The organism is Micromonospora sp. URMC 107 (assembly GCF_051386315.1).
GTDB lineage: Bacteria > Actinomycetota > Actinomycetes > Mycobacteriales > Micromonosporaceae > Micromonospora.
The window spans coordinates 1-13,241 of sequence record NZ_JBPQTK010000151.1 but is presented as its reverse complement, the minus strand read 5'-3'; the positions used below and the strand labels follow the sequence as shown (position 1 = coordinate 13,241).

Sequence of the window (13,241 nt, the reverse complement as noted above, 5' to 3'; positions counted from 1 at the left end):
CTCCCCCCCAGGAGCCCATGTGCTTCCCCGCTCCGGCGACGTAGTGCACGTGACTCGCGCGGCGAGTGTCCAGTTCCTCAGACCCATCATGTTCCGGGTCATCCGGGTGCTCGACTGGCCGACCTACGACGGCTGGGTCTGGCTCGAAGGCTACGAGTTGAACGCATCGGGGGACGCGGTCAACCGGCGGTCGATCTTCGTCCAGCGGGAGGGGCTGCGCCACCTGCGGTCGGCTCCCGAGCCGCGTCCGCACACCGTGCGCGCGCCGCGCCGGCCCGTCTCCCGCACCCCGGTCCGGGTGGGCTGACCTGCGCGATCGGCAGCCGAGGGGTGTGCCGTCGCCATAGAATGAGGTACGCCCACCCCGGCACGTTTCCACCCCGCGCGTCCAGGACCCCGAACCTGGGATGGCCATGGTCAATCAGCCCGCCGCGCGGCGGCACCACCGCTCCCGTATCGCCTACGCCTTCGGACTCCTGGCGCTGCTCGGCGCCGCCACCACGTTGGTGGTCGTGGTCCGCGATCCCGCCCTCTCGTCCACCACGCGGCTGACCACCCCGGTCCCGGCACCGGAGATCACCGTGGTGGACGAGGACCCGCCCGACGGCGACGACGGGCTGGACGACCTCCACGCCCCGTACCCACTGGCCGGGCCGGACGCGTTCGGCGACGCCGACGAGCCCGGACCGGCCGCCGCCGGGACCGACGTTCCCACGGACTCTGCGGGCGGTACGGCGCAGGCCGCCCGCCCCGCACCCGACGACGTCCGCCGTTCCCTCTTCTGGTCCGGCATCTTCGGACTGGCCATCTCGCTGGCCGGGCTCGGCATGGTCGGGACGAGACGGCGCATGTGGTGACGCGGCGGCGCCCCCCGTGGCGGCGAGGTCAGCGGCTCACCGGGTGGCGGTCGGTTCGACCGACGGCGTGACCTCGCCGGTCGGCGAGGCGGCGTCGCGGGCCACCACCAGCGTGACCTCCTCGTCCTCCGGAACCAGCTCACCCGCCTCCGGTTCGGTGCGGATCACCGTGCCGGCGGGACGGTCGGACGTCTCGTACTCCACCCGGTGGCCCAGCCCGACGTCGTCCAGGATCGCCTGCGCCGTCGCGAGCGGCAGGTTCACCACCGGCGGCATCGGCAGCTCGGCCGGCGCCGAGGGCGACGGGGACGCCGAGGGCGACGAGCTGGTAGGGGCGGCCGAGGTTGGCGCGGCGGTGGTCGGCGACGCGCGGGTCACCGACGGCGACGGCGACGGCTCCGGCCCGCTCGGATCGTCGTCCGCCGACTGGAGGGCCAGCCACAGCCCGGCACCGAGCAGGCCGAGCAGCAGCAGCACGATCACGCCCCACAGGATCGGCAGCCACCAGCGCCGCGCGCCCTGGTCGTCGGCGTACCACTCGGCCTCCGGGTGGTCGTCGGGCCGGGCGGGGCGCACCTCCGCCCGGCCGGACCACGGCGCCGGCCCGGACCGCTCCGACGGCATGGCGGCCGTACGGTCCAGCGGGGCGGCGCCGTCGACGGGTTGGGTGGCGTCGGCGCCCGCGGCGGGCCGGTCGGGGCGGGGCAGCTGCTGCGTACGGTCGGGTTCCGCCCCGGCCGAGGGGTCGCCCGGCGGAGGCAGCGGGCGGGTCCGGTCGTCGGGTTCCCCGGCGGGCGGTTCCTGGCGGTCGTCGCTCATGCCGGCACTCCGCTCCGCTGCGTGCCGACCTGAGGCACCACCGCACTGTGCCGATGACTCGCTCGCTGACGCTCGCTCATCGCACGTCCTCTCCCGGCCCGGGCGGGCGTCGCGGGCCCCTGACCGCCAACCTAGCGGTCCCGGGGGCCATCGGCCGGGATCAGCGTGCCGGACGCTCCGTCACGGTGTCGGGGAGGCCGATCCGTCGTCGTCCGGCGCGGCGCCGCACCAGAGGGACACCTGGTCGTTCCACCGGCCCGCGCCGTCGCCGGCCGGGTCCTGACGGCTGACCGTCCCGGTCCTGCCCGTCCGGTACTGCGGGTAGAAGCCCTCGTCGACGAGTTCGTCCGCCGCGTCGTCGCAGTCGTCGCCCACCACGTCCGGCACGGTGGCGGCCGGCGCCGGTCCGCTCACGTAGAGCGTCACGGTGCGCCCGGGCTGCACCTCGGCACCCACCTCCGGGGAGGTGCGCTCCACCGTCGTCCCCGTGCCGCCACCGAAGACGAGCCGCCAGCCCAGCCGCTTCTCGCGCAGCTCGTCGCGGGCGTCCTTGAAGTCCTCGCCGACGACCGCCGGGACCGTCAGCCCGGCGGAGCGGCTCGGCGCGGTCGTCCGGGGAGCCGGCGGCACGGACCGGCCCGGGGTCGACCGGGCCGCACCCGGGGTGCCCGTGGAGGGCAGGGCCTCCGCCGCTGCCGGCGGTGTGGCCGGTGGATCGTCCCCGCCGGCCAGGATCCAGCCGCCGGTCGCGCCGACGGCGGCGAGCAGCACGACGGCCAGCCCGCCCCTGAGCAGCACCGTCGACCGGTCCGGCCCGGCGTCGTCCCGCGCGCCCGTGTCCCCGTCCGTCATACGCCCACCCCGCCTCGATCACCGGCGACCGTACCCGCTCGCGGCGACGCCGGCGTCATCGCCTGTCGTCCCGGGCGGACCGCACGACTCGCCGCGCCGACCACGGGACGTTACGCTCCCCGGCATGGCCAGACGGGGCTGGGGAGGATCGATCGCTACCGCGGTCGGCGTCGCTGCCGGCGCGGGCGCGGCCCAACTGGGCTTCGGCTACGGGCTGGGCATCATCAACTGGGCGCCGGCCGACGCGACCGCCGGCGCGACCGCCTGGGTGGCGGGCCTGATCTGGGCCACCTGGATCGCGGCCACCTCGACGGTCTTCGGCGCGGTCTGCGCCCAGCGGCTGCGCGACCACGCCCCGGCGCCGCACGCCGACCGCGCCGACGCGGTTCCGGCCGAAGACGCGGCTCCGGCCGTACCGGCCAACGGCGCCCTCGGCTCCGTCGCGCTCGCCGTGGCCGCCGGGTTCGGCGCGCTGATCACCGTGCTGCTGGTGGCCGTGCCGGCCCGGGAGGCGGTGGCGGTGGCCGACACCGGTTCGCCCCGGAACGTCGCGGCGGCCTACGCGGCGGCCGGCGTGCTGGTCGGGGTGCTGACGGCGGTCTGGGCGCTGCGCTCGCGGGCCGCCGCGAACAACGTGATCGCCACCGTCGGCTGGCTCTGGCTGCTCGCCGTGATCGCCGTCGTGGACGGCGTGCTGGCCGGGCGCGGCCTCACCAGTGCGCAGCTCGGCATCTGGCAGCTCGGCCCCGACGACGGGCGGTACTGGATCCGCGACTACTTCTACTGGCCGGGGGCGCTGCTGTCCCTCTGTTCCGCGCTGGTGATCGGTGTCCTCGCCGCCCGCCGGGACGCCCGGCATCCCGACCACCGGGTCGGGGCCGCCGCCTCCGGTGCGGCCGGGCCGCTGCTCGTCGCGACCGCGTACTTCCTGGCGGTGCCGAGGCTGACCGCGATCAGCCCGGAGCAGGTGTCGGCGCACCTGATCGCGCCGTACGCGGTGATCATCGGGGTCGGCGGCGCCGTCCTGGTCACCGCCCTCGCTCAGCGGGCCGCCCGACGGGCCGCGACCCGGGGACCGGTGCGGGTGCCCCGCCAGCGCACCGGCGAGCCCGCCGACCACCCGGGCGCACCGGCTCCGGGTGGGCACGTCCACCCGGCCGACGGCACCGACACCGGCGACGCCAGGGCGACGCACGACGACAGCCACCCCACCACGACGCCGGGCGGCAGCGACGCCGCCACCGCGCCCGGCGGCAGCACCACCCCCGCGCCGCCGGTCGGCTCCGCGCCGGGGCGGGACACCGTGGCGGCGGGCGGGGGGACGCTTCCCACCGACCGCGAACCGGTGCCGGTCGCCGCCGCGGGAGCCGCGGCCACGCCCGGCACGCCGACCGGGGAGCCGGCCGCTTCGTCGGCCGAGGACGTGCCGGCACCGGCCACGACCGGGGAGCCGGCCGTCGACGGTCCGGCGGAGCCGCCGGCCACCGGCCGGCGCCCCCGCTCCGGCCGCCGCACACGCTGAACGCCGGCCGCGTGCGGGACGGCTTTAGGGCGGAGCGCCCAGGCGGACGGCTCCGCCACGGAGAGCCCGTGCGGACGGCTCCGCCACCACGGAACGCCCGGGCGGGACGGCTCCGCTACCGACCTGCCGCAGCGGCTCCGGGACGGAGCGTCCGGGGCCGGGTCAGTCGACGGGCCAGGTGTGCACCGGCTCGTTGCCGCGTTGCAGCTCGGCGTAGCGCTGCACCATGTGGTGCAGGGCGGCGTCGCGGTCCATGCCGCGGTGCCGCTCGGCCGACCAGACCGCCTCGGTCTGCCAGACCGCGCCGTTGCGGCCCGTGCGGCAGCGTTGCTCGATGATGCCGAGCAGCCGGTCACGCTCGGCCGGGGCCACCCCGAACCGGTCGAGCCCCGCGGCGGCCGTGGGCAGCAGGACGTCCAGGACCAGCTTGGTCACCGGCACCTCGCCGAGGCGGGGCCAGTGCAGGACGGCGTCCATGCCGCGCCGGGCGGCGGCGTGGAAGTTCTCCTCGGCGGAGCTGAAGGTGAGCTGGCTCCAGATGGGCCGTTCCGCCTCCGCCAGCCCTCGCGCCAACCCGAAGTAGAAGGCGGCGTTGGCCAGCATGTCGACCACGGTCGGGCCGGCCGGCAGCACCCGGTTCTCCACGCGCAGGTGCGGACGGCCGTTCATGATGTCGTAGACCGGCCGGTTCCACCGGTAGACGGTGCCGTTGTGCAGGCGCAGCTCGCCCAGCTCCGGCACGCCGCCGCCGTGCAGGACCTCGACCGGGTCCTCGTCCTCGCAGATCGGCAGCAACGGCGGGAAGTAGCGGACATTCTCCTCGAAGAGGTCGAAGATCGAGGTGATCCAGCGTTCACCGAACCAGACCCGCGGGCGTACGCCCTGCGCCTTCAGCTCGTCCGGCCGGGTGTCGGTGGCCTGCTCGAACAGGGCGATCCGGGTCTCCGCCCAGAGCTGCCGCCCGTAGAGGAAGGGCGAGTTGGCCCCGACGGCCACCTGCACCCCCGCGATGGCCTGGGAGGCGTTCCAGTAGTCGGCGAAGCTGTCCGGGGCGACCTGGAGGTGGAACTGGAGGCTGGTGCAGGCGGCCTCGGGGGCGATCGAGTCGGTGTGGGTCTGGAGGCGCTCGACGCCCCGGATGTCGAGCTCGATGTCCTCGCCCCGGGCGCCGACGATCTGGTCGTTGAGCACCCGGTACCGCTCGTTGGCGGAGAGGTTGTCCTCGACCAGGTGACGCTCGGTGAGCGTGGGCAGGATGCCCACCAGGACGATCTTCGCGTCCGACTTGGCGGCCCGCTCGTCGGCGCGGGAGAGGCTGCCGCGCAGGTCCTGCTCGTAGTCGGCGAACCCGTTGCCCTCGATCAGCCGGGGCGGCGCGTTCAGCTCCAGGTTGAACTGGCCCAGCTCGGTCTGGAAGAGCGGATCGGAGATGTCGGCGAGGATCTGGTCGTTGCGCATCGCCGGCTCGGCCGCCGAGTCGACGAGGTTCAGCTCGATCTCCAGCCCGGTCATGGGTCGGTCGGCGTCGAAGCCGAAGTCGTCCAGCATCAGGGCGAAGACGTCCAGGCACCGCCGGACCTTCTGTCGGTAGCGGACCCGGTCATCCCGGGAGAAGGCGCCCTGCTCGACGTCCCTGCCCATGTTTCCTCCCGGCGCGAGGCGCAGTCGGACCGTGCCGGCCCGGTAAGCGCGTGGTGAACCCTCCACGTTAGGAGCGTCGGCATCGTCGGGACCAGAGGAGGTCCCGGCGATCCCACGGCCGGGACGACCGTGCTCCGGCCGACGGACGCGCTCCCGGCGGCATCTCTACCCAGCGCGGGTCGCCCGGCACCGGACCGGACCGCGAATAAGTCGTGACAAATCGCACCGGGGCGGCGCGGCCTTCGCCCTGCGTACACGCGTCGGGCCCGCGCCGTGACGCGGCGCGGGCCCGGAAGCGGTGCGGCGGATCAGGCCTGGCGGACGGCCTCGCCCTCGATCTCAATCTTGATCTTCTTGCCGACCAGCACGCCCCCGGTCTCCAGGGCGACGTTCCAGGTCAGGCCGAAGTCCTCGCGGTCGATCTCGGTGGAGGCGGAGAAGCCGAAGATGTCCTGCCCGAACGGGCTGCGGCCCACGCCCTCGAACTCGACCTCCAGGTCGACCGGGCGGGTGACGCCCTTGATGGTCAGCTCGCCGGAAAGGACGAACTCGTTGCCGTCGCGGGACTTCACGGCGGTGCTGCGGAACTCCAGGGTCGGGAAGCTCTCGACGTCGAGGAACTCGGGGCTGCGCAGGTGCGCGTCCCGGTCGGCCTGGTTCGTGTTGATGGTGGCCGCCTGGATGGTGGCGCTGACCGAGGACTGCATCGGGTCCTCGGTGACGGTGATGGTGGCACTCGCGTCGGCGAACTCACCGCGTACCTTGCTGACCATCATGTGCCGGGCGACGAAGCCCACGCGCTTGTGTGCCGCGTCCAGCAGGTAGGTGCCGGCGGTCGGGATCGTGAGGCCATCCCAGTCGCGGGTGACCGGTGCGGTGCTGCTGGTCATGGAAACTGCCCTCCGTGGGGAAAGTTGTTTAGTTGCCCAACGTCTGCCGCAGCAACTATAGGCACAACAATATTCCTCATGTCAAGGACTGCTACGATGGGTGCGTGGACCAGAACGTGTTCGACGACCCCCGGATCACCGCCGTCGGCCTGCTCGTCGAGGCGCACGCCGGGCTCTCGGCCCGGTTCGCCGCCCAGTTCGAGGAGCACGGCCTCTCACCGGTCGAGTTCGAGGTGCTGACCAGACTCGCCCGCTCACCCAACAACCAGCTGCGGATGACCGACCTGGCCGCGCAGACCTCGCTCTCGACGAGCGGCGTCACCCGCGTGGTGGACCGCATGGAACGCGACGGGCTGCTCGCCCGCCGCGCGTGCCCCTCCGACCGGCGCAGCTCGTTCGCCGTGGTCACGGCCTCCGGCCTGCAACGGCTCGACGAGACCCTGCCCGGGCACCTGCGGATCATCGAGCAGTGGTTCACCGGCCAGCTCGACCCGGAGGCGCTGGCGGCCCTGCTCGACGGGCTGCGTCGGGTCCGGGACGCGGTGCACCCTGGCGCCACCGCAGGAAGCACCGGATCGGCCTCCGACTGGGACGAGACGGCAACGCCGTCCTGACCCCGTCGCCGGGCCCCGCGACACCGGCAGAAAGAGCGGCAGAACTGCCGCACCCACGGGACGATAGGCGACCAAACCGGACGGAGCCGCGTGCGGGCGGTGGCTAGTCTTCGGGCAGTGGGGACGCACCGGGGGGTAACGGCGCGGGCGACGAGCGAGGGGTAGCAAGAGGGGCTTCGTCGCCCGCGTCACCCCCGGTTCGCTCTGGGGTGCCCGCCACCTGACGGCCGACGTCGCCGTGGCCGACCTTCCCGGACCACCCGCTCGCGGTCGACGCGCGCAACAGCTCCTCCTCGTGCGGCAACAACCGGACACCGCTCTGCCGGCAGGCCCGGTCGAGGTGGTCCACCACGTCGGGGTCGCCCGAGCTGGCGGCCAGTCCCACCAGCGCCTCGACCACGTCACGCCGGTCCTGGCCGTCGACGGCGGCCGCCGCCGCTGCGGCGAACCACTCCGCCGCCAGCTCACGATCGCCCCGGTGCAGAGCCAGGTTCCCCTCGATCAGCGCGCAGATCCCGTCCTCGGGGCGCACCCCGGGCGTCGTGGCACCCGCGAGGCGCCCGGGCGGCAAGACCTCCTTGAGGCGCGGCACAGGCGGCGGCCCCGGGGGCGGGCGCAGCTCGGCCAGCACCCCAGCCGCCTCGGCGGCCCGGCCGTCACGGGCCAGCGCCAGCCCCACCGTGCCGAGCACCCGGCGGCGGTGGCCCGGGTCGCCCAGGTCCGCCAGGGCCGCCACCACCCGCCGGCCCGCCTCGACGGCGTCGGCGTACCGGCCCTCGAGGCGGCACACCTCGGCGAGGTTGGCCCGCGCGAGCACCCGCAGCCGCTGCTCCCCGCCCTGCGCGGCGAGCCGGTCGACCGCGGCCAGCCGGCGCCGGGCGGCCGCCAGATCGCCGACCCGGATGTCGTGCCAGGCGAGGTTGTTCTGCGCCACCGCCATGTTCCGAACCCGCCCGTGCCGGACGGCCAGCGCGAGCACCGTCTCGGCCTGCGTCCGCGCCTCGTCGTGCTCGCCGAGGGCGATCAGCAGCGCGCAGAGCACCGTCCGCGCCTCCAACTCCCCGATGACGTCGCCGGCCTCCCGGAACGCGGCCAGCGCCCCCCGCGCCGCCGGCAGCTCCTCGGCCCCGGCGCCGTGCTCGGCGGCGAGCCGGGCCACCCCGAGGGACGCCCACGCCCGCAGCACCGGGTCGACATCGGCGGTACGCGGATCCGCCAGCAGGCGCCGGAGCCACTGCCGGCCGGGGACGTCCCGCCCCCGGAACCGCCACCACCGCGACAGCGCCGCCGCCAACCGCAACGCGGTCAGCGGGTCGTCGACGGCGGCGTGCGCCAGGGCGGAGCTGATGTCGCCGGTCACCTCGTCCAGCCGGTGCACCGCCGCCGGCAGGTTGGCGCCGACCAGCTCCGGTGCGGTCCGCGCCACCAGCCGGGCGACGACCTGCGCGTGCCGGCGCCGGATCGCGGTCAGCTCCCCGACCCCGGTCGCCTGCTCCGTGGCGAAGTCCCGCACGGCGTCGAGCAGGCGGAACCGGAACGGCCCCGCGCCCCGGACGCTCAGCAGACCGAGTTCGACGAGCCGGTCGAGCAGCGGCACGGGGTCCACGGCCACCGTCCCGTCCCGGTCGGCGGGGTCGGCGAGCATCTCCTCGGCCAGCTCCACCGACCAGCGGTTGCCGAACGCGGCGAGCCGACGCAACGCGGCCCGTTCGTCCGGGGCGAGGAGGCGGTAGCTGATGGCGACCGCGTCCCGCAGGGTCTCCGCCACTGCCGCCCGCGGGCTCTCCGGGCGGCCCGGCTCGGTCGTGTCCCAGCCCGGCCGCTCCGCCGCCCCCGCCGAGGTGGCGAGGTCGAGGACGCGGTCGCCGTACCGGTCGAGCAGCTCGTTGAGATCGAGGATCCGGCCCCGGGCCGCCATCAGCTCGATGGCGAGCGGGAGCCCGCCCAGGCGGCGTACCAGGGCGGCGAGGGCGGGCAGCTCGGCGGGTCCGGGCGGCTCCCGGCGAACCTGCGCGAGCCGGGCGGTGAAGAGGGCCACGGCGGGGTAGCCGGCCAGCGCCGTCGGGCCATCCCGCTCGCTGCCCGGCGGCGGTACGTCGAGCGGGGCGACCGGCCACACCCGCTCCCCGGGCAGGCCGACCGGGTGCCGGCCCGTGACCAGCACCCGCAGCGACGGCACCGCCCCGGCGAGCCGGTGCACCGTCTCGGCGACCGCGTCGGGGGCCCGCTCGGCCGCGTCCACGAGCAGCAGCGCCGGCCGGCCGTCGAGGCGGACGGTCAGCTCGGTCAGCCGGGCGACGCCGAAGACGGCGACCGAGGCGGAGAGCACGTCGGCGGCGTCCGAGCCCTCACCGATGAGCACGCCGGCCGCCCCGCCGGGATGGTCGCCGGCGACCGCGTGGGCCACCGACAGGGCCAGCGCGGTCTTCCCCACGCCGGCCAGCCCGACCAGGCTGACCAGCCGGGGCCCGCGCCCGTCGGTGAGCAGCCCGACCAGCTCGGCCAGGTCGCGGTCCCGGCCGATCAGCGCGACCGGGGGCGGGAGCGCCGCCGGCGTACCGGCGTGATGGTCGGGGTCGACGCGGGCCGGCGGGGCGCTTCCGGCGGTGACCGGCGGGGCGGCCGGGACCTGCCCCCGGGCGGCGGCCAGGAACGCGGACCGGGCGGCCCCGGCCAGTTCCAGCGCGCCGGCGAGCAGCTCGACGGTGGTGCGCTGCGGCCGGGACGAGCGGCCCCGTTCCAGGTCGCGGACGGTCCGGACGCCGACACCGGCCCGGCCCGCCAGCTCGGCCTGGGTCAGGCCGGCGGCGAGGCGGTGCCCACGCAACAGCTGCGGCAGCCCGGTACGACCGCCCGGTTGCGGCGAACGATCATGACTCGGAGTCATGGGCAGGAAGGGTACGGCCGGGGTACGACCGGCGGCAGACGAGCGTCGCCCTGCCGACGCACCGGTGCGGATATCCGACAGCGGACCGGACGGACGGCGGCACGGACCGGCAACCGCCGAGCGGGCCGGTGGCACCGAGCGGGCCCGGCGACGTGGGAGGCGGCTGCCCCCACGCCAGCGGGCCCGTCGCCGTCACATGCCCAGGTCGCGGGCAATGATCATGCGCTGCACCTCGGACGTGCCCTCGCCGATCTCCAGGATCTTGGAGTCGCGCCAGAACCGGGCCACCGGGTACTCGTTCATGAAGCCGTAGCCGCCGTGGATCTGGGTGGCCTCGCGGGCGTTGTCCACCGCGATCGTGCTGGCGTGCAGCTTGGCGATGGCGGCCTGCCGCTTGAACGGCTCACCGGCCAGCATCCGCGCCGCCGCGTCGTAGTAGGCCAGCCGGGCGGTGTGCGCCTTCATCTCCATGTCGGCGATCTTGAACTGGATCGCCTGGTAGTTGCCGATTGGCTGGCCGAACGCCTGGCGCTCCTTCGCGTACCTGATCGACTCGTCGACGCAGCCCTGGGCGAGGCCGACGGCCAGGGCGGCGATGGCGATCCGCCCCTCGTCGAGGATGCGCAGGAACTGGGCGAAGCCCCGGCCGCGCTCGCCGAGCAGGTTCGCCGCCGGCACGCGGCAGTCGTCGAAGGTCAGCTCGTGGGTGTCCGAGGCGTTCCAGCCGACCTTGGAGTAGCCCGGCGCGACGGTGAAGCCCGGCGTGCCCGAGGGGACGATGATGGTGGACAGCTCCTTGGCGCCGTCCGGGCGGGTGCCGGTGACCGCGGTGACGGTGACCAGCGCGGTGATGTCGGTGCCCGAGTTGGTGATGAACGCCTTGGACCCGTTGATCACCCACTCGCCCGTGGACTCGTCGAGCACCGCGCGGGTCTGGGTGCCGCCGGCGTCCGAACCGGTGCCCGGCTCCGTCAGCCCGAAGCCGGCCAGCGCCTCGCCGCTGAGCAGCTTCGGCAGCCACTGCGCCTTCTGCTCCTCCGTGCCGAAGCGGTAGATCGGCATCGCGCCCAGCGAGACCGCCGCCTCCAGGGTGATGGCGACGCTCGAGTCCACCCGGGCCAGCTCCTCCAGCGCGAGGCAGAGCGCGAAGTAGTCGCCGCCCATGCCGCCGTGCTCCTCGGCGAAGGGCAGGCCGAACAGGCCCATCTTGCCCATCTGCCGGATCACCTCGTACGGGAAGGTGTGCTTCTCGTAGTGCTCGGCGATGACCGGGGCGACCACCTCGCGCGCGAATTCCCGCACGCTCTCCCGCAGCGCCTCTTGCTCCTCGGTGAGCCGGAAGTCCATGGAATCCTCCTGTGTGGATGGCCGCCGGGCGCTCGTGACGCCGGGGACGGGTCGCTGGTGCGCGGTGCGGGCCCGCGCCGGCCGGGTGGGGCCGGCGGCGGGATCAGACCGGGGTGACGCCGTGCCGGCGCCGGGAGAAGTGCCGCTCCTTGGTGCGGGCGGCGGCGAACCGCCGGACCAGCTCGGCGCGCAGCTCGTGCGGCTCGACGATCGCGTCGACCACCAGCTCGCTGGCGAGCCGGACCACGTCGATGTCGCGCTCGTACTCCTCGCGCTTCGCGGCCACGAACGCGGCCCGCTCGGCCTCGTCCTCGATGGCCGCGATCTTGTTCGCGTAGACCGCGTTGACCGCCGCCTCGGCGCCCATCACCGCGATCTTGGCGGTGGGCAGCGCGATCGTGGCGTCCGGCTCGAAGCCCGGGCCGGCCATCGCGTAGAGGCCGGCGCCGTACGCCTTGCGGACCACCACGCAGATCTTGGGTACGGTCGCCTCGGAGATCGCGGTGATCATCTTGGCGCCGTGCCGGATGATGCCCTGCTTCTCCACCGCGCTGCCGACCATGAACCCGGGCACGTCGGAGAGGAACAGCAGCGGCACGTTGAACGCGTCGCAGAGCTGCACGAAGCGGGTCGCCTTGTCGGCCGAGTCGACGAAGAGCACGCCGCCCTTGAACATCGAGTTGTTGCCGACCACGCCGACGACCTCGCCGCCCAGCCGGCCGAAGCCGATGGTCAACTCCTTGGCCCAGAGCGCCTGGATCTCGAAGAAGGAGCCGTCGTCGAGCAGGCCCTTGACGTACCGCCGCATGTCGAACGCCTGCCGCTCGCTCGCCGGCACCAGCGCGGCCAGGTCGGCCTTCTCCGGCGCCTCGACGGCGGGCGCGGCCGGCGGCTGCTGCGTCCAGTTCGCCGGCAGGTAGGACAGGTAGCGCCGCACCACGTCGAGCGCGTCGGCCTCGGTCTTGCAGAGGAAGTGCCCGACGCCCGACTCGGCGCAGTGCACCTTGGCGCCGCCCATCGCCTCCAGCGTGGTCTTCTCGCCGGTGACCATCTCGACCATCCGGTCGGAGCCGAGGTACATGCTGGCGTTGCCGTCCACCATGGCGACCACGTCGCAGAACGCCGGGATGTACGCCCCGCCGGCCGCGCTCGGGCCGAACAGCGCGCAGACCTGCGGGATCGAGCCGGAGGCGCGGACCTGGTTCCAGAAGATCTTGCCGGCGCCCCGGCGGCCCGGGAAGAGATCGACCTGGTCGGTGATCCGGGCGCCGGCCGAGTCGACCAGGTAGACCATCGGCACGCTGGTCGAGTAGGCCCGCTCGATGATCCGGATGATCTTCTCGACGGTGCGGGCGCCCCAGCTGCCGGCCTTGACCGTGGAGTCGTTCGCCATCAGGCAGACCGGACGGCCGTCGATGGTGGCCGTGCCGGTGACCACGCCGTCGGCCGGGAGACCCTCGGCCATCGCGTTGGCGTAGAGGCCGTCCTCGACGAAGGAGCCCTCGTCCACCAGGAGCGCGACCCGCTCCCGGGCGAAGAGCTTGCCCTTGGCGGCGTTCGCCGCGTGGTACTTGTCCGCACCGCCGGCCCGGGCCCGCTTGCGCAGCTGCTCCAGTGCCTCACCGTCGAGCGTCACGCCGACTCCCTCGCCACCTGAGCCGGTCCCCTCGCGGGCGGACCGACTGACCTGAACGATCGTTAGGCTAGCGCATCTTCCCGCCCCCCGGCGAGCCACCACCCGCGCCCTTCCCGACCCGGTCCCGGCGCGCCTCGCCTCCTGCCCCAGGCCCTGCCCTCCCCGCAGGGCCGGGG

Annotated in this window: 10 protein-coding genes and 1 pseudogene; 4 read left to right on the top strand and 7 right to left on the bottom strand. The window is 74.8% G+C overall.

Annotation, left to right across the window (positions count from 1 at the left end):
• The first annotated feature begins 19 nt into the window (after nt 1-19).
• Nucleotides 20-307 carry a hypothetical protein gene (locus ACSNN9_RS24905; protein WP_436675648.1) on the top strand — a complete coding sequence of 96 codons (288 nt, stop codon included), beginning with the start codon at nt 20-22 and terminating at the stop codon, nt 305-307.
• 100 nt (nt 308-407) lie between these two features.
• Nucleotides 408-857, top strand: a complete 450-nt coding sequence (locus ACSNN9_RS24900) for a hypothetical protein (RefSeq protein ID WP_436675647.1) — start codon at nt 408-410, stop codon at nt 855-857.
• A 36-nt stretch (nt 858-893) separates the two neighbouring features.
• Here ACSNN9_RS24900 and ACSNN9_RS24895 read toward each other — a convergent pair whose 3' ends face one another.
• Together ACSNN9_RS24895 and ACSNN9_RS24890 are read right to left on the bottom strand one after the other, a co-directional pair.
• Nucleotides 894-1,676 carry a PASTA domain-containing protein gene (locus tag ACSNN9_RS24895; RefSeq protein ID WP_436675646.1) on the bottom strand — a complete coding sequence of 261 codons (783 nt, stop codon included), beginning with the start codon at nt 1,674-1,676 and terminating at the stop codon, nt 894-896.
• A 180-nt stretch (nt 1,677-1,856) separates the two neighbouring features.
• Nucleotides 1,857-2,528 carry a PASTA domain-containing protein gene (locus ACSNN9_RS24890; protein WP_436675645.1) on the bottom strand — a complete coding sequence of 224 codons (672 nt, stop codon included), beginning with the start codon at nt 2,526-2,528 and terminating at the stop codon, nt 1,857-1,859.
• A 124-nt stretch (nt 2,529-2,652) separates the two neighbouring features.
• Here ACSNN9_RS24890 and ACSNN9_RS24885 point away from each other — a divergent pair, with 124 nt between their 5' ends.
• The gene (locus ACSNN9_RS24885) at nt 2,653-4,050 is read left to right on the top strand and encodes a hypothetical protein (RefSeq protein WP_436675644.1); all 1,398 of its coding nucleotides are present in this window, start codon (nt 2,653-2,655) and stop codon (nt 4,048-4,050) included.
• A gap of 162 nt (nt 4,051-4,212) precedes the next feature.
• Here ACSNN9_RS24885 and ACSNN9_RS24880 read toward each other — a convergent pair whose 3' ends face one another.
• Nucleotides 4,213-5,691, bottom strand: coding sequence for a glutamate--cysteine ligase (locus tag ACSNN9_RS24880; RefSeq protein ID WP_436675643.1), 1,479 nt, complete (start codon nt 5,689-5,691; stop codon nt 4,213-4,215).
• A gap of 308 nt (nt 5,692-5,999) precedes the next feature.
• Nucleotides 6,000-6,581, bottom strand: coding sequence for a YceI family protein (locus ACSNN9_RS24875; RefSeq protein WP_436675642.1), 582 nt, complete (start codon nt 6,579-6,581; stop codon nt 6,000-6,002).
• A gap of 104 nt (nt 6,582-6,685) precedes the next feature.
• On the opposite strand from ACSNN9_RS24875, the gene ACSNN9_RS24870 reads away from it, so the two are divergent.
• Nucleotides 6,686-7,195 (top strand): MarR family winged helix-turn-helix transcriptional regulator, encoded by a 510-nt coding sequence (locus tag ACSNN9_RS24870; protein WP_436675641.1) that lies wholly within the window; start codon nt 6,686-6,688, stop codon nt 7,193-7,195.
• A 268-nt stretch (nt 7,196-7,463) separates the two neighbouring features.
• Here the strand turns inward: ACSNN9_RS24870 and ACSNN9_RS24865 are convergent.
• The 3 genes and pseudogenes from ACSNN9_RS24865 to ACSNN9_RS24855 all read right to left on the bottom strand — a co-directional run.
• Nucleotides 7,464-10,082: pseudogene (locus ACSNN9_RS24865) on the bottom strand (ATP-binding protein); the annotation flags it as partial.
• 192 nt (nt 10,083-10,274) lie between these two features.
• Nucleotides 10,275-11,429: an acyl-CoA dehydrogenase family protein gene (locus ACSNN9_RS24860; protein WP_436675640.1), complete on the bottom strand. Its 1,155-nt coding sequence runs from the start codon at nt 11,427-11,429 to the stop codon at nt 10,275-10,277.
• 103 nt (nt 11,430-11,532) lie between these two features.
• Nucleotides 11,533-13,065 carry an acyl-CoA carboxylase subunit beta gene (locus ACSNN9_RS24855; RefSeq protein WP_436675639.1) on the bottom strand — a complete coding sequence of 511 codons (1,533 nt, stop codon included), beginning with the start codon at nt 13,063-13,065 and terminating at the stop codon, nt 11,533-11,535.
• Nucleotides 13,066-13,241: the final 176 nt, after the last annotated feature.